The organism is Nonomuraea sp. B10E15 (assembly GCF_039871615.1).
Lineage (GTDB): Bacteria > Actinomycetota > Actinomycetes > Streptosporangiales > Streptosporangiaceae > Nonomuraea.
In genome coordinates, this window is record NZ_JBDPMB010000002.1 from 737,754 (window position 1) to 760,228 (window position 22,475).

Below are 22,475 nucleotides of genomic sequence, written 5' to 3' on the forward strand. Positions count from 1 at the left end.
TTTAGGCTCGTGTTGTGGAAGACGACACCGGGGTGCAGGTGAGGGTTCCGGAGACCGTGCGACGGATCGTGTCGCTGGTGCCGTCGCTGACCGAGTCGGTGGCGGCCACCATGCCCGAGGCGCTGGCAGGGGCGACCGACTGGTGCACGCATCCGGCCGACCTCGACGTGGCCAGGGTCAGGGGCACGAAGAACCCCGACCTCGACGCGATCAGAGCGCTGCGGCCCGACGTGGTGCTGGCCAACGCCGAGGAGAACCGCCCGCCCGACATCGAGGCGCTGCGCGGGGCGGGCATCCCGGTCTGGGTGACGAGGATCGAGACCCTGGACGAGGCCTTCGCGTCCCTGGGCCGGATGTTCGCGTACGCGTGCCGTACCGACCGGCCCGGCTGGCTGGACGCGGCGGAGCGGGCGTGGCGCGTGCCCGCCGGGGGCCCGCGGCGCACGGCGATCGTGCCGATCTGGCGGCGGCCGTGGATGGTGGTGGGACGCGACACGTTCACCGGCGACGTGCTGCGGCGCCTCGGCGTGGACAACCTCTACGCGGGCCACGCCGAGCGCTACCCCAGGATCCCGCTGACCGAGTTGGCCGGGCTCGGGCCCGATCTGGTGGTGCTGCCGGACGAGCCGTACGCGTTCTCCGCGACCGACGGGCCCGAGGCCTTCCCCGGGCTCTCCTGCGCCCTGGTCAGCGGCCGCCTGCTCACGTGGTACGGCCCGTCGCTCGTGCAGGCGCCCGACCTGCTCCGCCGCGCCCTGGGCTGACCGGTCAGCCCGTCGTTCGCCCCCGCTCGGCGGGCCCGTGGACGCCGAGCGCGGCGTCCACGGCGGAGGGGGAGAGCACGTGCTCCATGACGACGACCGCCATCCCGACGATCCCGGCCCGCTCGCCCAGCGACGTGGTGACGATCTCCAGGTTCGCGGTCGTGTACGGCAGGCTGCGCCGGTGGACGACCTCCCTGATGCCCGTCAGGTAGTGCTGCCCGGTGTCGGCCATGTCGCCGGCCAGCACCAGCACGCCCGGGTTGAGCAGGCTGACCGCCGTGGCCAGCACGAGGCCCAGGGTGCGCCCGGCCTCCTGGGTGCGCGCGATGGCCGCGGGATGGCCGGCCTGGACGAGGCGGACGACGTCGCGGCTCGACCCGTGGCCCAGGCCGGCGGCCACGGCGTTGCCGCTGGCCAGCGAGGCCACGCAGCCGCGCGAGCCGCAGGTGCAGACGCGGTCGTCGGTCTCGTGCAGCCGCACGTGCCCGAGATTTCCCGCGGCGTCCCCGACGCCGCGATAGATCGACCCGTCGAGTACGATGCCGGTGCCTATCCCGGTCGACACCTTGACGAGGAGCAGGGATTCCGTGTCCCGCCACGTCGACCACCACTCGCCCAGCGCCATCGCGTCGGCGTCGTTCTCGACCATGACCGGCACGTCGTAGGCCGCGGCGAAGGCCTCACCGACCGGGTGATCGTCCCATCCCGGCATCAGGAACGACCTGATCGGCCGGCCGGTGCCGTGGTCCACCGAGCCCGGCACGTCCAGGCCGATCCCGCACACCTCGCCCGGCGCCCGTCCGGCCCTGTCGAGCAGGCGCTGGAACGCCTGCCGCACCCACGACAGCACGGCCTCGGGCCCGAGCTCGATGCGCATCGCGGTGCGCTCCTCTGCCAGCGGCCTGGCCGCCAGGTCGGTCAGCGCCACCCTCGCGTGGGCGGCGCCCAGATCGGCCACCAGCACCAGCCGCCTGGTGGCGTCCACGGCGAGCACCGAGGGCGGCCGTCCGCCCCCCGAGACGGTCACCCCCGACTCGTGGATGTAGCCGGCGTCGATGAGCCGGTCGACCCGGTCGGTGATCGTCGAGCGGGACAGGCCGGTGTGCTCGATCAGTTCTTTGCGCGTGCGGCAGGTGCCCTGGCGGATGAGCTGGAGGATCTGCCCTGCCGTCAGCATGGGCCGCGGCGCCGGGCGTTCACCTGCGCCCCTTGCGGAGGGCGCGGATTGTCCTCGCGGCAGGCGATTGTGGAAAGCGTCGGTCCGGTATCCGCGAAGACACGCCTGACACGATCACATTCGGCGGCATCGAAACGATCTACTCTGATGTTATTTCGGTCATCAGAAGACCGTCGGCCCGCCACGTCGAGAGCCTCGAAGCCGTGCGCTGTCGCTGATCGAGCGATGTCGGTAAGGTCGCTTTCCGGAAGACACGTCGTCAGGGACCCCGATTTCATCAGCCACCTCCCAGGTCGGAGTCGTAGACTTACTACTGTTACGAGCGCAACTAGGGTGTGCAAACAACGACTAAATCTTTGACTTCTGTCTGATCATAAAGCGTAAGTGTGGGGAATGCGCGTCATCACCTTTGAAAAGCCAGGCCAAGTCAGCGTCAACCTTGAGCCGCCCGCCGATCTCGTGCCGGGCTCCGTGCGCGTGCGCACGATCTACTCCGGGGTTTCGGCGGGCACCGAACTCACCGCCTATCGAGGCACCAACCCTTACCTCAGCCGCAAGTGGGACACCGAGCGACGGCTCTTCGTCGACGGCCGCACTCATGCCTACCCGCTGTCCGGCTGGGGCTACCAGGAGGTCGGCGAGGTGGTGGAGGCGGCGCCCGACGTCGCCGATCCCCCTGTCGGCAGCATCGTCTGGGGCATCTGGGGCCACCGCGCCGAAGCCGTCGTCCCGGCCGGCAAGCTCGTCGGCCACGCGCTGCCGCCCGGCGCCGACCCGCTGAGCGCCGTCCTCGCCCGGGTCGGGGCCATCGCGCTCAACGCCGTGCACGCCGCCGACGTGCACCTCGGCGACCAGATCGCGATCTTCGGCCAGGGCGTCATCGGGCTGCTCGCCACCCGCCTGGCCGTGCTGAGCGGCGCCAGGGTGGTGGCCGCCGACGCCATCGCCGACCGGCTCGAACTGGCCAGGGCGTTCGGCGCGGCCGAGACGTTCGACGTCACCTCGGGGTCGGTCGCCGAGTTCATGCGCAAGCGCGTGGCGGGCGCCGACACCGCCATCGAGCTCAGCGGCACCCATCAGGGCCTGCAGGAGGCGATCAGGACCGTGCGCAAGGGCGGCCGGGTCGTGGCCGCGGGCTTCTACCAGGGCGACGGCATGGGCCTGCGCCTGGGCGAGGAGTTCCACCACAACCAGGTGCAGCTCGTCTCCTCCCAGATCGGCGGTGTCGCCTCGTGGCTGGCGCACCGGTGGGACGTCGAACGCCTGCAGCGCACGTTCATGGAGCTCGTGCACCGCGGCGAGGTCGAGGCGCGTGACCTCGTCACGCACGTCGTCCCCGCCGAGCGGGCCGCCGAGGCCTACGACCTGCTCGACAAGCACCCGTCAGAGGTGCTCCAGCTCGTCTTCGACTTTGAGGAGGCACAGTGAAGCTCGCCGTACAGGAGCAGCTTCTTCCCGGCCGCACGCTGCAGGAGAAGTACGCGTTCGCGGTCGACGCCGGGTTCGACGCCATCGAGCTGCGCGGCAAGGGCGACTTCCACTTCGCGGGCCGTCTGACCGAGCTCAAGCGGGCGCTGGCCGACGGCGTGGTCATGCCGACCGTGTGCGTGGACATGCCGCACTTCATCGGCGACTTCGACCCGGCCAAGCGCAAGGACGCCATCCAGCAGCTCAGGTCGCAGCTCACGGTGATCGGCGAGCTGGGCGGCATCGGCGTCATGACCCCCGCCTCCTGGGGCCAGTTCTCGCGCAGGCTGCCGCCCTTCGAGCCGCCGCGCAGCGCCGCCGAGGACCGCGAGGTGCTGACCGAGGCGCTCGGCATCCTCGGCGAGCACGCGCAGCGCAACGGCGTGCTGATCATGCTGGAGCCGCTCAACCGCTACGAGAACCACATGGTCAACACCCTGGCCGAGGCGGTCTCCTACTGCTCGATGGACACGATCAGGATCGTCGGCGACACGTACCACATGAACATCGAGGAGGACGACCCCTGCCGCTCGCTGGCCGAGGCCTCCCCCTACATCGCGCACATGCAGATCAGCGAGTCCAACAGGAACCAGCCCGGCACCGGCCACATCGACTGGGGCGCGCAGCTGGCCTCGCTCGACGCCGTCGGCTACGACGGCTATCTCGCGCTCGAATGCCGGCTGCGCGGCGAGCCCGAGATCGTCCTTCCCCAGACCGCGGCCTTCATCAGGAAATACCTGTGATGCGCGCGGCCGTGCGCGTCCTGGTGAGCAACTGGGACGGCAGCTACACGATCCCCTCCCGCCGCCTCTACCCGCACCAGTGGAGCTGGGACTCCGCCTTCGTCGCCATCGGCAACGCCCGCTGGTCGCCGCGCAGGGCCCGCTCGGAGCTGCTGTCGCTGTTCGGCGCGCAGTGGCGTGACGGCAGGGTGCCGCACATCGTGTTCAACCCCGCGGTGCCCGAGGGCGCCTACTTCCCCGGCCCCGAGTTCTGGGGGGCGCGCGCTCCGTCAGGCTCCGCGACCTCCGGCCTCGTCCAGCCGCCGGTCCACGCGCTGGCGGCGTGGAAGGCGCACCTGGCCGAGCCCGACGTGGCGTTCCTGCGCCGGATCTACCCCCGGCTCGTGGCGCAGCAGGAGTTCCTGCGCGCCGCCAGACGGTCGCCCGAGGGCCTGATCTCGATCGTGCATCCCTGGGAGTCGGGCATGGACAACAGCCCGGCCTGGGACCTGCCGCTCCAGGCGGTCGAGCCGGGCACCGCCGGTTTCGTCCGCAGGGACCTCGACGCCGTCAGCGCCGACGAGCGGCCCACCGACCGCGACTACGAGCGGTACGTCGCGCTGGCCCGCGCCTACCGCGACTCCGGCTACCGCGACCCCGGCGCGTTCCAGGTCGAGGATCCGCTGTTCAACGCCGCGTACGGCGTCGCCGAGTCCACCCTCGCCAAGATCGCCGAGGCGTGCGGGCTCGACCCCGCGCCCCACGAGCGCGAGGCGGCCGACGTCACCGCCGCCATGGTCGAGCACCTCTACGACGACGGCCTCTTCCACGCCCGCGACGTGCGGACGGGCTGCCTGATCCGCTCCAGCAGCGCCGCCGGGCTGACCCCGCTCCTGCTGCCCGGGCTGCCGCGCGAGATCGTCAACGCGCTGATCGGCACCGCACTCGACCGGTTCGCGCTGAAGGACGGGGTGCTGCCCAGCTATTCACCGGCCGCGCCCGAGTTCGACGCCGCCCGCTACTGGCGCGGCCCGAGCTGGATCAACCTGGCCTGGCTCGTCTGGCAGGGCCTCAAGGACCGCCGCCCCGACCTGGCGGCGCCGCTCGCCGAAGGGATGATCGGCGCGGTGTCCAGCGCCGGGTTCCGCGAATACTTCGACCCGTTCACGCTGCGCGGCCACGGCTGCAGCGACTTCAGCTGGTCAGCGGCTCTCATCCTCGACGTCGTGGCGGAGCACGGCCTGGAGGGCCTGCCTGCGGCGGGCGGCGAGGTCGGAGAGCAGCCGGGGAGCCTCGGCGAAGCCGGCGACGTCAGTGATCACGTGGTCCTCTAGCAACCTGCCGCGCTCCCTGAGCAGGAGGATCGTCTCGTGCGAGAGGCGTTCCCTGTCCCAGGCGTGCGCCAGGCCGCGCGGCACCCGGCCGATCTGGGCGCAGCGGAGCGACAGCCCGTTGTGGTGGAACTCCTCGCCGAGTCGCACCTCGTGCGCCCCCTGCGTGTAGAAGGCCAGGTCCACCAGCGTGCCCTGCGGGCGCAGCAGCCTGAGCCCCGCAGCCAGCGCCCGGGGCTGGCCGCGGCACTGGAACACCACGTCGGCGCCGCGGTCGTTCCGGCCGTGCCGCCAGCGGCGTTTCAGCACCACCGCCGGGTCGTCGCCGGCGGACAGCACGTTCGCGCCGAGCGCCTCCGCGACCGCCAGCCGCTCCGGGGTCTCGTCCACGACCACGACCTCGGCCGCGCCGGCGGACAGGGCGAAACTCGCGGTCAGCAGCCCGACCACGCCGGCGCCCACCACCGCGATCCGCCGCCCGCGCACGCCGTCGCCGAGCTCCCTGACGGCCGGGCCGTGCAGGTCGTGGGCCGCGTGCAGAAGGCCGTTGGCGCAGATCGGGCCCATGTGGGCGACGTAGATGCCGAGCAGCGGGTCCAGGTCGTCCGGCACCGGCACGAACCTGTCGGTCATCGGGTCGGCCACGTACGCGGTGCGGTGCCCGTAACACATCGCGACCAGCGTCCCCGGGGTCACCGCCCGGGTGCGCGCCTCGACCACGCGTCCGACCTGCATGTAGCCGATGCCGCGCACCGGATAGGCCACCGACGGCACGCCCTCCGTGAACAGCCCGAGCGCCGGGTCCCAGCTGGAGTGCAGGTAGGGGTTGGTGCCCTTGACGTAGGTCAGCTCGGTGCCGGCGGACACGCCGCTGTACACGGTCTCCACCATGAACCCGCCCTCAGGCACGTCGGGCAGCTTCTCCTCGACCAGGCGAACCTCGCCCGGCGCCTCGATGCTGACGAGGGTGCTGCTCATGGCGTCACCTCGAGGATGTCGCTCGGTTCGAGGAACACGGGAGCGCGCTCGGCGGCCGAGCGGGCGAGGGCGAGGGCGAGGCGATGCGTGCGCAGGGCCTCGCGGTACGGCACCCGCACATCCGCCTGCCCGCCCCGGACGGCGTTGACGAACTCCCGGTCGACCCGCGTCTTCGCCTGCCCGTCGTCCTCGATGACGCGCCGGCCGTCGACCAGCAGCCGGGTCTCGCTGACCTCCAGGGCGAGGCCCTCGGCGCACACCTCCAGCCCGACCCGGTGCTTGTGGGCGAGCAGGCAGGAGGTGGCCAGCAGCCCGGCCGCGCCGCCGGCGAACCGCATCACCGCCGCGGTGGCCCGGTCGACCTCGCCGTCCTCCGCCGCCCCGTCGCTCTCGGAGGGTACGGCGTGCACCATCGTCACCTCGCCCACCAGGAGGCGGGCCAGGTCGAGCACGTGCACGGCCTGCTCGACGATCTGGCCGCCGGACATGCCGGCCTTCAGCCACCAGCCGACCGGGGGGATCTTGTCCAGCCAGTGGCCGAGCGCGAGGCGTACGGGCCGGCCGGCCAGCAGGTCGCGCGCCTGCTCGACGATGTCGAGGTAACGCCAGTGGTGCCCGACGGCTGACGGCAGGGATCGTCTGTCGATTTCTGAGGAGATGTTCTCCGCGGCGCGGAGATCCAAGGAGAGCGGCTTCTCCACAAAAATTGGGATATTGCACGACAAAACATCGAATTCTGGGTTTCCGTGCGCGAAAGGCGGCACGCAGACGTAGACGGCGTCGAGACCGCCGGCGGCGAGCAGGGCCGCATGGCCGCCATACGCGGGGGCGCCGTGCCGCGCGGCCAAGGCCTCGGCCCGGTCGAGATCGGTGTCGGCGATTCCGGCGATCGTCACGTCGGGGAATCCGGACAGCACGTCTGCGTGGCGAGCGGCGACATTTCCTGCGCCTATGAAGCCGATGCGAGTCATGAGGGACACAATCCCGCATATGCCACATCAGGCAGCCATCAAACAAACATGTTCATAAGCGCTTGTGTCGGGCAGATGCCGTGACCTCATGAGATCGGGGCTGACGGCATGGAGACAGATTTGCGCGCCTTGTCCAAGGTCCAGAAATGGTACGGTCCGCACTCGAGCACCGCGGCCGAGTGGCCGGTCGACGCCTTAATCCCGGCCAAGGGAAACACGACGGTGAGCGTCGTCCTGCCCGCTCGCAACGAGGAGAGCACCGTCGGGGACATCGTCACCGCGATCCGCCGCGACCTGGTCGAGCGGGCGCCGCTCGTCGACGAGATCCTCGTCGTCGACTCCCGATCCACCGACGCGACCGCCGAGCGCGCGCGCCGGGCGGGCGCCCGGGTGGTGGCGCAGGACGAGGTGCTGGCCCACCTGCCGCCGCTGACCGGCAAGGGGGAGGCACTGTGGAAAGGGCTGGCCGCCTCCCGCGGCGACCTCGTCGTGTTCGTGGACGCCGACCTGCGCAGTTTCGGCGCCCACTACGTGACGGGACTGCTCGGGCCGCTGCTGGCCGACCGCGGCATCCAGTTCGTCAAGGCGGCCTACGAGCGGCCGTACACGGGGGAGGACGGGGTCGTGCGGCGTGGCGCCGGCGGCCGCGTGACCGAGCTGGTGGCCAGACCGCTGCTCAACATGTTCTGGCCGGAACTCGCCGGATTCGCCCAGCCGCTCGGCGGCGAGTACGCCGCGCGGCGCCAGGTGCTCGAACGGGTGCCCTTCGTCACCGAGTACGGCGTGGAGTTCGGGCTCCTCGTCGATCTGCTCCAGCTCGTCGGGCTCGACGCGATGGCCCAGGTGGACCTGGGGCACCGTACGCACACCCACCAGCCGATCGACGCGCTCGGCCGCATGGCCGGGCAGATCCTGCAGACCGCCTGGTCCCGCCTGGAACGGCAGGACCGCGTGCTCGCGCCGGAGCCTCCGGCGCGCACGCTGTTGCAGTTCGGGCTCGAAGGGCGGGCCGATCTGGTGGACGTGGCCGTGGCGGAGCGACCTCCGCTCGCCTCCCTTGTCCTGGAGGAAGATGTGGCATGAAAGTCCTCATGAACGCGGGGCCGTGGCTCTCCATCCCGCCCCCTGGATACGGAGGCATCGAGAACGTCGTCGCCACGCTGGTGCCGGCGCTGCGCGAGCGCGGCGTCAGCGTCGTCCTGGCCGCCGCGGGATCGAGCACGCTCGAGGTGGACGAGCTGGTCCGCGTCTACGACGAGGGCCGGTTCCCGGAGTTGCAGAAGCCGTACAACCAGGTCGTGGGCATCGCCCACGCGCACCAGGCCAGGGTGGTGGCCGAGCTGCGCGCCCGCGACGACATCGACCTCGTCCACGACCACCTGGAGGTGGTGGGGCCCGCGGTGCTGTCCGCGTTCGGCGGGCCGCCCGTCCTGCACACCCTCCACTGGGACCTGCGCAAACATCCGGCCTTCTACGGCTCGTTCCCGCCGTCGATCGCGGTCAACGGCGTGTCCGAGTCGCAGCTCGCCCGCGCCCCCGAGGCCCTGCGCGCGGCCTCGCTCGGCGCGATCCACCTGGCAACGCCGCTCGCCGACGGCGACGTGCGGGCCGAACGCGGCGAGCACCTGATCGTCATGGGCCGCATCTGCGGGCTCAAGGGCCAGCACGTGGCGGCCAGAATCTGCCAGAAGCTCGGGCTGCCGCTGGTGCTGGCCGGCCCGGTGTGCGGCCGTGACTCCGCGGCCGAGCTGGACGTGGTGGCCCAGAACCCGGACCACCCGCTGCACCACCACCCGGACGTGCGCTACCACCTCGACCAGGTGTCCCGCTATCTCGACGAGGAGCTGGTCCGGTGGGTCGGGGCGGTGGGCGGCCAGGCCAGGGACCACCTGTACGCCTCCGCCAGGGCCGCCCTCTTCCCCCTCCAGTGGGACGAACCCGGCGGCACGGCCGTCGTCGAGGCGCTGGCGCTCGGGGTGCCGCCGGTGGGCCTGCGCCGCGGCTGCCTGCCGGAGATCATCGACCACGGCCGTACGGGCTTCCTGGCCGACACCGAGGAGGAACTGGCCGAGTGGGTCCTGCGGGTGGACGAGCTGGACCCGGAGGAGTGCCGCCGCGAGGCCGCCCGCCGCTTCTCTCCGTCCGTCATGGCCGAGCGCTACCTGGAGCTGTACGAGCAGGTCACGCGCCCCTAGGAGAAACCGCGGGGGAGCACGGTGACGGGGCAGGGGGCTGCCCGCAGCACCTTCATGGCCAGCTCGCCGAGGAACACCCGGTGCGGCTGCGCGTCCTCGCCGGCCGCGCAGACCAGCAGCTCGCCGGGCAGCCAGGCGACGCCTTCCATCGCGGCGGCCACGTCGTGGCCCTCGGCGACCTCCGACTCGGCCTCGATGCCCGTGGTCTCCCAGGCCAGCCGGACGGCCAGCGCGAGGTCGTCCCTGAGCTTGCCCTGGTCGTCCGTCCGCAGGTCGAGGGTGATCAGGCGGAGCGGCACCCCGAGCCGCAGCGCCGCCTGGGCCACCCGCTCGACGGCCTCGTCACACTGCGGCCGGTGCACGTAGGCCAGCGTGAGCCGGGCTAGCTCGCCGGCGGGCTCGTGCCCGGCGGGCGCCAGCATGACCGCCTCGGGCGACAGGTGGAGCAGGTGGTTGGAGGTCGCGCCGATCGTGATGCGGCCCTGCCGGCCGCCCGACCCCGAGCCGACCACGATCAGGTCACTTCGGATCCTGCTGGCCACCACCGACAGCCCGCGCCCCGTGCCCCGGCTCTCGAACGTGATGTACTCGGCCTGCGCCTCGCCCAGCTCGTCCGCCGCGTGCGCCAGGTTGGCCTGCGCCTCCACCGCCAGCCCGGGGCTGGCCGGCGGGTAGATCGTGGCGACCGTGAGCTCGCCGCCGGTGAGGTGGGTGATCGCGGCGCCGAGCGCGAGCGCGTCGCGCCCGCCCGCGTCGTTCGTGTATCCGACGATCACGTGCTCACCGATCACGACTGCCTCCCTACCCGCTCCCACCAGGGAGTACGCGGCACTCCCCACACCATGATCCGCCGGCTGCCCGTCAGGACGAAGAATCTCGGTCTTTCGACCGAGGCTTTTCCGGATTTTCCACCTCATGATGGAGGCATCTGATGATCTCTGTTCGTAAGGTCGTGTCCATCGCTCATTCACCGATTGGACGCCTGTGTACGACGAGATTGTCGACTTCGCCATGGCCACGCCCGCGTGGCTGCACGTGCTCGCCGAGGTGGGCACGGACGCCGGGTTATTCGTGTTCGTGGCGCTGTTCGGGGTGGCGGCCTGGCGCGCGTGGCGAGGGCCCGCACGTGACCTGGCGCTCGTGATCGCCGGCCCGGCCGGGGTGGTGCTGGCGTACATCGTCAGCGAGATGGTCAAGCTCATCGTGCGGGAGGACCGGCCGTGCAGGGGCGGGGTCGCGACGATCGCCGCCTGCCCGCCCCTGGACGACTGGTCGTTCCCCAGCAACCACTCCGCGATCGCGGCGGGCGCGGCGGCCACGCTCGTGCTGGTCTGGCGCGCGCTGGCCTGGGTGGTGTTCCCGCTGGCGGCCGTCATGGCGTTCTCGCGGGTGTTCGTCGGCGTGCACTATCCGCACGACGTCGCCGCGGGCTTCGTGCTCGGGATGGTGCTCGCGCCGTTGTTCGCGCTGCTGGCGGTGGGCGCCGTCACCCCCGCGGTCAGGCTCGCGCGAAGCCGTCTGTCGCCGCGATGAGCCGGTCCAGGATGCCCGGCTCGGAGTAGGCGTGCCCCGCGTCGGGCACCACGTGGAACTCGGCCTCGGGCCAGGCCTTGTGCAGGTCCCAGGCGGTGGCCATGGGCGTGCAGGCGTCGTAGCGGCCCTGCACGATCACCGCCGGGATGTGCCGGATCTTGCCGACGTCCCTGATGAGCTGCTCGGGCTCGAACCAGCCGCCGTGGTGGAAGTAGTGGTTCTCGATCCTGGCGAAGGCGACGGCCATCTCCTCCTCGCCGAACTCCGCCACCCGCTCGGGATCCGGCAGCAGCGAGACCGTGGCCCCCTCCCACTGCGCCCACGCCCTGGCCGCCGCCAGCCGCACCTGCGCGTCGTCGCCCTCCAGCCGGGCCCGGAACGCCGCGATCAGGTCACCGCGTTCCTCGGCGGGGATCGGCGCGACGTAGCGCTCCCACAGGTCGGGGAACAGCTGGCCGGCGCCCTCCTGGTAGAACCACCTCAGCTCCTGGGGGCGCAGGGTGAAGATCCCGCGCAGCACCAGCTCGGTCGTCCGCTCAGGATGCGTCTGGGCGTACGCCAGCGCCAGCGCGCTGCCCCACGAACCGCCGAACACCTGCCAGGCGTCGATGCCCAGGTGCTCGCGCAGCCGCTCCATGTCGGCCACCAGGTGCCACGTCGTGTTGGCGGCGAGGCCGGTGGCGGGGTCGGAGGCGTGCGGCCGGCTGCGGCCGCAGTTGCGCTGGTCGAACAGGACGATCCGGTACAGCTCGGGATTCCACTGCCGCCGGTGCTTCGCACTGCACCCGCCGCCGGGGCCACCGTGCAGCATGACGGCGGGTCTGCCCTCCGGGTTGCCGCAGACCTCCCAGTAGATCTGGTTGCCGTCGCCGACGTCGAGCAGACCGGAGTCGTACGGTTCGATGGGCGGGTACAGAGTTCTCATGCCACCCGATCCTGCCATTTCACGCCCAGGTGTGGCGGGTCAGGAACGACCGGTCGCCGGTGGCGTACTCGTGGAACGCCCGCCGCACCTGCGCCAGGTCCGGCACCGTCGTGCTGACGAGCGTGCCCTCTTTGTACTCCAGCTCGTAGCCGGGGGAGACCTGCAGGAAGTGCCGGCCGAAGTTCACCAGGGCGGCGAACGGGTTCTGCGGGGAGAGCGTGCCCAGCACGTCGTGCACCAACGCCAGGTCGGGGTCGTGGACGACCAGGCCGTCGCCCGAGTGCAGCTGCATGCCCTCGTAGACGCCCAGCGGCGCCACGTTGTGCACGAGGTCGCGCTGGGGGTCGTAGCAGACCAGCCCGTGCGCCCGCGCGACCGTGAACACCTTGGCGGACAGCTCGTCCATCGTGTCGAGGTCCATCGTCACCAGCACGTGCCCCGGATAGGGCGTGACCCGCCCCGGCAGCTCGTCGGCCACGGCCGGCACGTCACCGCCGCCGGGCTCGCTCCGCTTGACCGCCAGGTAGGTGGCGCGCGCCTGGTCCCTGCTGATCGGCTCAGGCTCGTCCCAGACCATCAACTCAACGCTCATCCGTCCATCTTGTCGGACCGCCGCCGCGCCCGCGCATCGGGTGGGCGGGGCGCGGCGCACCCTTTTGACCTGGGTGAACGTTCAGCGGAGTAATGAAGAGGCGTTGGGGGGAAGGTACAAGGTCATCACTGGGGTCCGGGCTTGTCCGGGGGAGCAGGGGAACAGAACATGGGGAGAGACCGCAAGGGAGCCTCGATGATCGAGATCTGGCCGGGAGACCCCTATCCACTCGGGGCGACCTATGACGGCGCGGGCACCAACTTCTCGCTCTACACCGAGGTCGCCGACAAGGTCGAACTGTGCCTGTTCGACGAGGACAACACCGAGTCCAGGGTGCCGCTCACCGAGGTGGACGGGTTCATCTGGCACGGCTACCTGCCGGGGATCGGCCCGGGTCAACGCTACGGCTACCGCGTCCACGGCCCTCACGATCCGGCGCACGGGCTGCGGTGCAACCCGGCCAAGCTGCTGCTCGACCCGTACGCGATGGCCATCGAGGGCGGGGTGCGCTGGCACGAGGCGGTGTACGGCTACCGCTTCGGCCAGCCGGACACCAGGAACGACCTCGACTCGGCCCCCTACGTGCCACGGTCCATCGTGATCAACCCGTTCTTCGGGTGGGGGCACGACCGGCCGCCCGCGAGGCCGTACCACGACACCGTGATCTACGAGGCTCATGTGCGGGGGCTGACGATCTGCCACCCGAAGATCCCCAGGCATCTGCGCGGCACGTACGCGGCCCTGCACCACCCGGAGATCCTCGACCATCTGACGAAGCTGGGCGTGACGGCCCTTGAGCTGATGCCGGTGCACCAGTTCGTCACCGACCACATCCTTGAGCAGCGGGGCCTGTCCAACTACTGGGGTTACAACTCGATCGGGTTCTTCGCGCCGCACAACCGCTACTCCAGCCAGGGGCAGCGCGGCGGGCAGGTGCTGGAGTTCAAGGCGATGGTGCGGGGCCTGCACGAGGCGGGCATCGAGGTCATCCTGGACGTCGTCTACAACCACACCGCCGAGGGCAACCACCTCGGGCCGACGCTGGGGTTCAGGGGCATCGACAACCCCGACTACTACCGGCTGGTCGAGAACGACAAGCGCTACTACGTCGACACCACCGGCACGGGCAACAGCCTGCTCATGCGCTCGCCGCACGTCCTTCAAATGATCATGGATTCGCTGCGCTACTGGGTCATCGAGATGCACGTCGACGGGTTCCGCTTCGACCTGGCCTCGACGCTGGCTCGGGAGCTGCACGAGGTCGACCGGCTGAGCTCGTTCTTCGACCTGGTGCAGCAGGACCCGGTGCTGTCGCAGGTCAAGCTGATCGCCGAGCCGTGGGACGTGGGTCCAGGCGGCTATCAGGTGGGCAACTTCCCGTCGCGGTGGACGGAGTGGAACGGGCGCTACCGCGACACGATCCGCGACCTGTGGCGCGGGCAGCCGGCCACGATGCCGGAGTTCGCCTCCCGCTTCACCGGGTCGAGCGACCTCTACCAGGCCGACAGCCGCCGCCCCGCGGCCTCGATCAACTTCGTCACCTGCCACGACGGCTTCACCCTGCAGGACCTCGTCTCGTACGACGGCAAGCACAACGAGGCCAACAAGGAGGGCAACCGCGACGGCACCGACGACAACCGCTCGTGGAACTGCGGCGCGGAGGGGCCGGCGGACGACGCCGTCGAGACGCTGCGCGAGCAGCAGAAGCGGAACTTCCTCACCACGCTCTTCCTCTCCCAGGGCGTGCCGATGCTCTCGCACGGCGACGAGCTGGGCCGCACGCAGCAGGGCAACAACAACGGCTACTGCCAGGACAACGCGCTGACCTGGGTCGACTGGTCGGACATCAGGGAGAACTGGCTGATGCTGGAGTTCACCCAGAGCCTGGCCGAGCTGCGCAAGAGACATCCCGTCTTCCGGCGCAGGAGGTTCTTCTACGGCAAGCCGGTACGCGGGCTGAGTGACATCGCCTGGCTCACCCCCTCGGGGGAGGAGATGACCGACAGCGACTGGAACGTGGGGTACGCGAAGTCGCTGGCGGTCTTCCTCAACGGCGAGGCCATCACCGAGCCCGACCGGCGCGGCCGTCCGATCAGGGACGACTCGTTCCTGCTGCTGTTCAACGCGCACCACGACACGATCCAGTTCACGATCCCCAAGGACTACGGCGAGATGTGGCACACAGAGATCGACACGGCCATGCCCATCGACGTGGGCGCGCGGATGTGCCGGGCGGGCGAGGCGGTCGCGGTGCCGGGCCGCAGCGTGCAGGTGCTGCGCCGTGTCTAGGCCCACGTCGACCTACCGGTTGCAGCTGACGCCCGACTTCGGGTTCGCCCAGGTGGCGGAGATCGCCGGCTACCTGCGCGACCTCGGCGTGAGCCACGTCTACCTGTCGCCGATCCTGCAGTCGACCCCGCAGTCGCGCCACGGCTACGACGTCACCGACCATTCCAGGATCAGGGACGAGTTCGGCGGGGCGAGCGGGTTCAGGGAGATGGCCCAGCACCTGGCCGCGCACGACCTGGGCGTGGTCGTGGACATCGTGCCCAACCACATGAACACGGTGAACGCGCGGTTCTGGTCGGTGCTGAAGGACGGACCCGCCTCGCCGTACGCGCGGTGGTTCGACATCGACTGGGTCGACGGGACGGTGGCGCTGCCCGTCCTGGGGGACGACGTCGAGCCCGTCGTGGACGGCGACGTGCTGCGCTACCACGAGCACGCCTTCCCCCACCCCGGCCACTACCGGCTGGCCGGCTGGCGCGAGGGCCCCGGCTACCGGCGCTTCTTCGACGTGTCGTCATTAATAGGGCTGCGGGTCGAGGACCCGGCGGTGTTGTTCGCCACGCACGAGGTGATCTTCTGGCTGCTCGACGAGGGGCTGGTGGACGGCCTGCGGGTCGATCACCCCGACGGGCTCGCCGACCCGCGCGGCTATCTCGAACGGCTGCGCAGGCGCGCGGGCAGCGCGTGGACGGTCGTGGAGAAGATCCTCATCGGTCCCGAGCAGCTGCCGGACGACTGGGCCTGCGACGGCACCACCGGCTACGACGTGCTCAACCGCGTCAACGGCCTGTTCGTCGACCCGGCGGGCAAGGAGCCGCTCGTCCGGCTCTTCAGCGAGCGGACCGGGCAGCCGGCGGACTACCGCCCGGTGATGGCGCGGGCCAAGCGCGAGGTGCTCGACCTGTTCTTCGGCTCCGAGGTGGACCGGCTGGCCAGGGCCGCCTCCTGCGACCCCGCCGCCGTGCGCGAGCTGCTCGCCGCGATGCCGGTCTACCGCGCGTACATCGTGCCGGGGGAGGAGCCCCCGCCCGAGTCCGTCGAGATCGTCGAGCTGGCCGCCGAGGCGTGCTCTCCTGCCGTGCGCCCCCTCGTCCGCGAGGTCCTGTACGGCTCCGCCGAGGCGATCATCCGCTTCCAGCAGGCGTGCGGCCCGGTCATGGCCAAGGGCGTCGAGGACACGGCGCTCTACCGGTGGTACCCGCTGGCCTGCCTCAACGAGGTGGGCGGCGAGCCCGACGTGTTCGGCGTCCCGGTGGAGGACTTCCACGAGTTCTGCGCGGGGCTGCGGCCGTACACGATGACCACCCTGTCCACGCACGACACGAAACGGTCGGAGGATGTGCGGGCCCGGCTGTCGGTGGTGTCGGAACTGCCGGACGAGTGGGCCGAGGCCGTGTCGGAGTGGTCGTCGGCGCTGAGCTTCGACCCGTGCCTCGACTACCTGGCCTGGCAGAACCTGATGGCGGCGTGGCCGATCTCGGCCGAGCGGTTCTCGGACTACCTGCTGAAGGCCGCTCGCGAGGCGAAAACCGCTATTTCCTGGAAAAATCCGGATCCGTCTTATGAGCGGAAGTTGCGGGACTTCGCCGAGGCGGCCGTGCGGCTGCCGGTGGGGGAGTTCACCGCGCGCATCGAGCCGTACGCGATGTCCAACTCCCTCGGGGCCAAGCTCGTCCAGCTCATGATGCCCGGCGTGCCTGACGTCTACCAGGGCAACGAGATCACCGACTTCTCGCTGGTCGACCCGGACAACCGGCGTCCGGTGTCCTTCCCGCCCAAGCCCGTGACCGCATGGGACACGGCCAAACAGCTGGTGACCACCCAGGCGCTGCGGCTGCGCCGGCGGCTCGGCGGCGCGGGGGCGTACCTGCCGCTGCCGGCGGAAGGGCAGGCGGCGGAACACGTGATCGCCTTCGCCAGGGGCGGCGAGGGCTCCGGCGAGCGGCCGCGCGCGGTCGCCGTCGCCACCAGGCTCCCCGTACGCCTGGCCGCGACGGGCTGGGGCGCCACGACGCTGACGCTGCCCGCGGGGGCCTGGCGCGACCTGCTCACCGGCGTCCGGCACACCGGGCGCGTCCCGCTCGCACACCTGCTCGGTCAGTATCCGGTCGCACTCCTGGAGAGACATGATCTTTGAGGTCTGGGCGCCCAAGGCCACGGCAGTCGAGGTGGACGTCATGGACGGGCGCTGGGCGATGACCCCCGGTGAGGGAGGATGGTGGTCGGCCGACGTGGCCGAGGCGGGCCACGGCACGACGTACGCCTTCCTGGTGGACAGCGGCGGGCCCTACCCCGACCCGCGCTCCCGCCGCCAGCCCGAGGGCGTCTTCGGGCCGAGCGCCGTCTACGACCACGACCGCTTCCTCTGGTCCGACCACGACTGGAAGGGCCGCGACCTGCGCGGGGCGGTGATCTACGAGCTGCACGTCGGCACGTTCACGCCTGAGGGCACGTTCGCGGCGGCCGTGGAGAAGCTGGAACACCTGGTCGAGCTCGGCGTCGACTTCGTGGAGATCATGCCGGTCGCTCCCGTGCCGGGCGGGCGCAACTGGGGCTACGACGGGGTCGACCTGTACGCGGTCAACGAGACGTACGGAGGGCCCGACGGGCTCAAGACGTTCGTGGACGCGTGCCACCGGGCGGGGATCGCGGTCATCCTCGACGTCGTCTACAACCACCTCGGGCCGTCGGGGAACTTCCTGCGGCCCTTCGGCCCGTACTTTGCCGGATTTGAGGGGAGCTACTGGGGCGAAGCAGTCAACCTGGACGGGCCCGGCTCTGACGAGGTGCGGCGCTACCTCATCGGCAACGCGGTGCAGTGGCTGCGCGACTTCCACATCGACGGGCTGCGCCTGGACGCCGTGCACGCGCTGCACGACAAGCGCGCCGAACACCTGCTGGCCGAGCTGTCGGAGGAGGTGGACGCGCTGGCGTGCTTCGTCGGCAGGCCGCTGACGCTGATCGCCGAGTCCGACCTCAACGACCCCCGCATGGTGCGCCCGCCGGAGGCCGGCGGGCTCGGCATGACGGCGCAGTGGGACGACGACGTCCACCACGCCCTGCACTGCGCGGTGAGCGGCGAGTCCCACGGCTACTACCAGGACTTCGCGCGGCTGCCCGCGCTGGCCAAGGCGCTGACGTCGGGGGTGGTGCACGACGGGTCCCATTCCAGCTTCCGCGGGCGCTCCCACGGGCGCTCCTACGCGGGCGTCCCCGGACACCGGCTGGTCGCCTGCCTGCAGAACCACGACCAGATCGGCAACCGGCCGCAGGGAGACCGGCTGCCGATGCCCGCGCTCAAGCTGGGCGCCGGGCTGCTGCTGACCTCGCCGTTCACCCCGATGTTGTTCATGGGCGAGGAGTGGGGGGCGCGCTCGCCGTTCCTGTTCTTCTCCGACCACGTCGAGCCCCGGCTGCGCGAAACCGAGGCGGCGCGGCGCGAGCGGGAGTTCGAGGGGTTCGGGTACGCGTGGAACGCGCCGGACCCCTCCGAGGAGGAGACGTTCCTGCGCTGCAAACTCGACTGGGGCGAGGTCAAGGAGGAGGCGCACTGGTCGCTGCTGTGCTGGTACCGCGACCTGATCGCGCTGCGCAGGGCCCTGCCCGAGCTGTCGGACCCCCGGCTCGACCGGGTGCGCGTGCAGACGGACCCGCACGGCACCTGGCTGATCATGTGGCGGGGCTCGCTGGCCGTGCTGGTGAACTTCGCCACGGACTCGGTGACGCTGCCCCTGACGCCGGGAACGATCGTCCTGGCCTCGGACGAGCCGGTGGCGGCCGATGGAGAGAGGGTGCGCCTGCCGGGCCAGTCACTGCTGATCTGCCGCCCGCCCGCACCCCCGGAGGCATGAAGGTGCCTGACCCCGGATCTCAGCTCGGGCTTCGACGGCGGAGAAAAACGACACGGTCACACGTTGACGTGGCATGGGCGATTCGGGCGGTGGGCCGGGCCGTGCAGCCGGCAACGAGCGCGCCGGAGTGAGAGCAAAGGCAGCGGCCGGGCTGCTCGTCGTCCTGGCGGTCCCGGCCGGGCTCGCGGCGGGGCTCGGCGCGCTGTGGGCCGCCGCCGCGGCGAGCGGCAACCGATACGTCGCGCTGGCCGTGGCCGCGCCGGTGCTGGCGGGCGTTGTCTGGTGGTCGTGCCGGTCGGCGCTAGGCCGAGTGGCGGGCTCACAGGTACGGCGCTGGGTGCCGATCGCGGTCGCCGGGGCCGAACTGGCGGCCGTGGCGGTGCCCCTCGCGGGCCTGCTCTTCGGCGGGTCGCCGTACCGGCCGATCGTGGCCGGGCCCGGCACACAGTACTGGGACCTGCCGACCGGCTCGCGCATCGCCTACACGCGCACCCCCGCCCACGGCGAGCACCAGGACACGCCGGTGATCCTCGTGCACGGTGGGCCGGGCGCGCCGGACGCCGAGCCGTCGCCGCTCGCACCCGCGCTCGCCGCCGCGGGCTACGACGTGTACGCCTACCACCAGGTGGGTGCGGGCCTGTCCAGCCGCCTGTCCGACGTGCGCGGCTACACGATCGCCCGGCACGTGGCCGACCTGGACGCCGTCAGGTCCGCGATCGGCGCCGACCGCGTCGTGCTGGCCGGTGTCTCCTGGGGAGGTCAGCTCGTCGCCTCCTACCTGGCCGCGCATCCCGACCGGGTGGCCCGCGCGGTCGTGGCCTCGCCGGGAACCATGTGGTCTCCCGCCTTCCCGGACAATCGGCAGATGACGGAGGGCGGGCTGCGCGACCAGAACCGGGTGGTGTGGGAGCACCCGCGCTTACTGCTGGCGCACGTGCTCATGGAGGTCGCGGGGCCACGCACCGCCCACGCCCTCCTGCCGGACGACGCGGCGGACGGCGACTTCGAGTCCCTCGTCGGAGGGCTCGACATGCGGGCGGGATGCCCCGGCCGGCCGCTGCGGGTGCCGCAGCCGGGGTTGGGCTTCTGGGCCAACGCCATGACCTCGCGCGACGCCGGCCGGGTCGCCGACCCCCGGCCCGCGCTGCGCCGGATCAACGTCCCCACGCTGGTGCTGCGCGGCTCATGCGACTACCTGGCGCCCGAGGTCGCCCGCGAGTACGCCGACGTGCTGCCGAACGCCGTCTTCCGCGCGATCGACGGATCCGGCCACGACATCGCCCACGACCGGCCCGGCGAGTACGGGGAGCTGGTCACCGCCTTCCTGCGCGGCCAGATCACGCGTTGAGCGGGACGAGCACGGCTTGCCTGTTCGCCCTCGCGGACCGCCATGACCACGCAGTTCTGACCGCGCCGGATGACGGACCCCCGGCAAAAAAGGTCTCGCTGTTCTGTGGACATCTGCTCACCCGCTAAGAGGCCCACATCGGCAGTCTGGCGGCGTACAGGCACGCCTGAGACCCCGCGCCGGAAGATGCCTGCTGGGACACCCTGGTCTGTCCCAAACCGAGGGATTTCTGGCCTCGCATTCTGCCGTAGCGGCTCGCGCCCATCGGTAGGGTCTCTGTCACGTGCCGGTCACATCATTTGCCCGGACGGCACGACTTCAGTGCCGGCATGGCTGAGACAGGGTATGCGGAATTTTTCTCCGCGATTTCCGAACGAAACGCATGGGTGATTCCCCGGCCGGGCGCTGGTACGCGTGCACAACGGAAAGGGGTGTTCATAAAGAAGGTCGTTATCGGATCTTTGCCTGCGGCGGTCGCCGTGGTGGGGGTGCCTGGGATTGTGGCGGTGCACGCCGATTCCCGGTCGTCGTCGGCTGCGGGGGTCCTTCTGCCTTTGAAGGCATGACAATTACGGGGGCGGCGCAGCCTGTTTCAAGACAGGTGACGGTGACCTGAGGAACAATCAATGGCATGGCACCAGTCGGTCGGTCGACAACGGTGCGGGTTCGTTGAAGATCCACACCAGATACTACGTTCATTTGGATGAAGCAGGAGCGATAACCAGTCGGACTATATCGCCAGGCCGTACTCCGAGGACACTGACCTGACGAAGAACTCCGGTCAACAATCCTTCGACGACAAGGCCAGTAAGATCCTCTTCCGCAATTACGGATGAGGAATATCGTTTCAGGTGGGATGGATTGCGTAGCGTTCGTGGAATCGGTACGGCGGGCCGTGTCCGAGACTCGTGGCCGTGACCATTGACCAACGGGCGATGCGCACGACGCCGGAGCTGAGCGGATACCTGGAGCAGGCGGTCAACCAGGCGATGGACGAGGCGGCGGTGAGGTCTCGCGAGCACCGCGGAGCCGCCGGCGCCGACCCCGATCTGATCGAGGCGCGAATCCATGGTCTGCGGGAATCGGGCATGGCCCACATGCGATCGTACGGGGAAGCGCTGGCCGCGTTCATGTCGAGCATCGCTCGCGGGTGATGACGGAGAGAAGACGCTGCATGGAAGCTGAAGTAGACCTCGACCACGCGCAGTTCGGCCGGTCCACCGAGGGCCTCGTCAATGTCGGCCAGCAGGCGTCAGCCCTGGCTCAGGCATTTGTAGAGGATGTGAAGTCCTACGGGCAGCCGTGGGGGACGAACAATGCCCTCGGCCAGACGATCGGCATGTGCTACGAGACCGCACTGGGATTGATTGAGGAATGTACCCGGAGCAATCTGGATGATTACCACGGCTATCCTCAGGGCCTGCAGTTCATGACCGCTCAATACCAGTCGGCCGAAGCGGAGTCCGCCTCCGCCATCGACAGTGTGAGGGTGTAGTGGGTCTTGGACTTCCCGAAGGACAGCTCGCCGCGATCGAGGCATTCCTCGGCTGTGTCTTTCCTGACGGCGACGAGAACGCCTGCATGGAGTTGGGCAAGGCGCACGATCTGCAGGCCGGTCGGCTCCGCGAGTTGCTGGCCGACGGAGACGGCCATGTGAAGGCCCTTGCGGCCAGCAGCCGGGGAGAGGGCGTCACCGCCTTCACGGAAGACTTCTCCCACCCCGAGGGAGCCAGCAACAATCTCACCGACGCAACGACCGGAGTGCGTGCCGCCGCTCTCGGGCTGCACGCCGGCGCGCTGCTCGTGCTCGCGCATAAAGCCTTCACACTGTACTACTACGCGCTGGCCGCAGCTGCGCTCGTGTCCGGCGGGGGTATGGCGGCGCCCGCCGCCCAGCGGACATTCAGGCTCGCCATCGACCGGATGACCAACACCGCCGCCAACGCCGTCTTGGCCTGACCGCGCCGCTGTTGGTTGCCGGAATCGAAAGAGGTGTGATGATCAGCGAAGCTGGCGCGCGGGCACTTCTGGAGCGCTATCTGAACAGCGTGTACATCGACGGGCCGCCAGGCGATGGGATCGTGGTGAACGCCGCCGCAGTGGAACGTGCGTACGGTTGGGTGTTCACCTATACGACGGCGGCGTTCCGCAGGACAGGAGATTATCGTCACGCTTTGGTGGGGGCAGGCCCCGTACTCGTGCTGCGGGACAGCGGACGCATCATAACGTTCCCCTCGTACCTGTCCCGCAGCCAGGCGATCGCGGAGTACGAGGCTGACCCGCAGAAGTTCGCCACGGGTCAGGAATGAGCCGCATCATCTTTCCTCGCCAG

20 protein-coding genes are annotated in these 22,475 nt (G+C 70.5%); 14 read left to right on the forward strand and 6 right to left on the reverse strand.

Features of this window, described 5'->3' with window-relative positions:
* The first annotated feature begins 14 nt into the window (after positions 1-14).
* A complete protein-coding gene (locus ABGB14_RS12330; protein WP_347643741.1) occupies positions 15-764 on the forward strand; it encodes a helical backbone metal receptor in 750 nt (249 codons plus the stop codon).
* Between the two features lie 4 nt (positions 765-768).
* Here the strand turns inward: ABGB14_RS12330 and ABGB14_RS12335 are convergent, their stop codons facing one another.
* On the reverse strand, positions 769-1,941 hold the full coding sequence (locus ABGB14_RS12335) for an ROK family transcriptional regulator (protein WP_347643742.1): 1,173 nt from the start codon (positions 1,939-1,941) through the stop codon (positions 769-771).
* 393 nt (positions 1,942-2,334) lie between these two features.
* On the opposite strand from ABGB14_RS12335, the gene ABGB14_RS12340 reads away from it, so the two are divergent.
* Both ABGB14_RS12340 and ABGB14_RS12345 read left to right on the forward strand, forming a co-directional pair.
* Entirely contained in the window at positions 2,335-3,369 is a 1,035-nt protein-coding gene (locus ABGB14_RS12340; RefSeq protein WP_347643743.1) for a zinc-binding alcohol dehydrogenase, read from the forward strand.
* A complete protein-coding gene (locus tag ABGB14_RS12345) occupies positions 3,366-4,151 on the forward strand; it encodes a sugar phosphate isomerase/epimerase family protein (RefSeq protein WP_347643744.1) in 786 nt (261 codons plus the stop codon). Before ABGB14_RS12340 ends, ABGB14_RS12345 begins: the two co-directional genes overlap by 4 nt.
* A 1,181-nt stretch (positions 4,152-5,332) precedes the next feature.
* On the opposite strand, the gene ABGB14_RS12350 is transcribed toward ABGB14_RS12345, so the two are convergent.
* A complete protein-coding gene (locus ABGB14_RS12350) occupies positions 5,333-6,439 on the reverse strand; it encodes a zinc-binding dehydrogenase (protein ID WP_347643745.1) in 1,107 nt (368 codons plus the stop codon).
* Positions 6,436-7,410 carry a Gfo/Idh/MocA family oxidoreductase gene (locus ABGB14_RS12355; protein WP_347643746.1) on the reverse strand — a complete coding sequence of 325 codons (975 nt, stop codon included), beginning with the start codon at positions 7,408-7,410 and terminating at the stop codon, positions 6,436-6,438. Before ABGB14_RS12355 ends, ABGB14_RS12350 begins: the two co-directional genes overlap by 4 nt.
* Positions 7,411-7,518: 108 nt before the next feature.
* On the opposite strand from ABGB14_RS12355, the gene ABGB14_RS12360 reads away from it, so the two are divergent.
* A complete protein-coding gene (locus ABGB14_RS12360) occupies positions 7,519-8,493 on the forward strand; it encodes a glucosyl-3-phosphoglycerate synthase (protein ID WP_347643747.1) in 975 nt (324 codons plus the stop codon).
* Entirely contained in the window at positions 8,490-9,605 is a 1,116-nt protein-coding gene (locus ABGB14_RS12365; protein ID WP_347643748.1) for a glycosyltransferase, read from the forward strand. The genes ABGB14_RS12360 and ABGB14_RS12365 overlap by 4 nt, the downstream gene beginning before the upstream one ends.
* Here ABGB14_RS12365 and ABGB14_RS12370 read toward each other — a convergent pair.
* Positions 9,602-10,396, reverse strand: a complete 795-nt coding sequence (locus tag ABGB14_RS12370; protein ID WP_347643749.1) for a universal stress protein — start codon at positions 10,394-10,396, stop codon at positions 9,602-9,604. The two genes, ABGB14_RS12365 and ABGB14_RS12370, sit on opposite strands and share 4 nt — an antisense overlap.
* A 193-nt stretch (positions 10,397-10,589) precedes the next feature.
* Between ABGB14_RS12370 and ABGB14_RS12375 the strand changes: the two genes are divergently transcribed.
* Complete coding sequence (locus ABGB14_RS12375; RefSeq protein WP_347643750.1) at positions 10,590-11,138, forward strand: phosphatase PAP2 family protein; 549 nt, start codon at positions 10,590-10,592, stop codon at positions 11,136-11,138.
* On the opposite strand, the gene pip is transcribed toward ABGB14_RS12375, so the two are convergent.
* Entirely contained in the window at positions 11,104-12,063 is a 960-nt protein-coding gene (pip, locus tag ABGB14_RS12380) for a prolyl aminopeptidase (RefSeq protein ID WP_347643751.1), read from the reverse strand. The two genes, ABGB14_RS12375 and pip, sit on opposite strands and share 35 nt — an antisense overlap.
* Positions 12,064-12,082: 19 nt before the next feature.
* Positions 12,083-12,655 carry a hypothetical protein gene (locus ABGB14_RS12385; RefSeq protein WP_347643752.1) on the reverse strand — a complete coding sequence of 191 codons (573 nt, stop codon included), beginning with the start codon at positions 12,653-12,655 and terminating at the stop codon, positions 12,083-12,085.
* 195 nt (positions 12,656-12,850) lie between these two features.
* On the opposite strand from ABGB14_RS12385, the gene glgX reads away from it, so the two are divergent.
* From glgX to ABGB14_RS12425, 8 genes are all read left to right on the forward strand, one after another.
* Entirely contained in the window at positions 12,851-14,944 is a 2,094-nt protein-coding gene (glgX, locus tag ABGB14_RS12390; protein WP_347643753.1) for a glycogen debranching protein GlgX, read from the forward strand.
* Complete coding sequence (treY, locus tag ABGB14_RS12395) at positions 14,937-17,081, forward strand: malto-oligosyltrehalose synthase (RefSeq protein WP_347643754.1); 2,145 nt, start codon at positions 14,937-14,939, stop codon at positions 17,079-17,081. The genes glgX and treY overlap by 8 nt, the downstream gene beginning before the upstream one ends.
* Entirely contained in the window at positions 17,071-18,795 is a 1,725-nt protein-coding gene (gene treZ, locus ABGB14_RS12400) for a malto-oligosyltrehalose trehalohydrolase (RefSeq protein ID WP_347643755.1), read from the forward strand. The genes treY and treZ overlap by 11 nt, the downstream gene beginning before the upstream one ends.
* A gap of 127 nt (positions 18,796-18,922) precedes the next feature.
* A complete protein-coding gene (locus ABGB14_RS12405) occupies positions 18,923-20,143 on the forward strand; it encodes an alpha/beta fold hydrolase (protein ID WP_347643756.1) in 1,221 nt (406 codons plus the stop codon).
* A 914-nt stretch (positions 20,144-21,057) separates the two neighbouring features.
* On the forward strand, positions 21,058-21,297 hold the full coding sequence (locus ABGB14_RS12410) for a hypothetical protein (protein WP_347643757.1): 240 nt from the start codon (positions 21,058-21,060) through the stop codon (positions 21,295-21,297).
* 20 nt (positions 21,298-21,317) lie between these two features.
* Entirely contained in the window at positions 21,318-21,638 is a 321-nt protein-coding gene (locus ABGB14_RS12415) for a hypothetical protein (protein ID WP_347643758.1), read from the forward strand.
* Positions 21,638-22,102 carry a hypothetical protein gene (locus ABGB14_RS12420; protein WP_347643759.1) on the forward strand — a complete coding sequence of 155 codons (465 nt, stop codon included), beginning with the start codon at positions 21,638-21,640 and terminating at the stop codon, positions 22,100-22,102. The genes ABGB14_RS12415 and ABGB14_RS12420 overlap by 1 nt, the downstream gene beginning before the upstream one ends.
* Positions 22,103-22,140: 38 nt before the next feature.
* On the forward strand, positions 22,141-22,452 hold the full coding sequence (locus ABGB14_RS12425; RefSeq protein ID WP_347643760.1) for a YrhB domain-containing protein: 312 nt from the start codon (positions 22,141-22,143) through the stop codon (positions 22,450-22,452).
* Positions 22,453-22,475 lie beyond the last annotated feature (23 nt).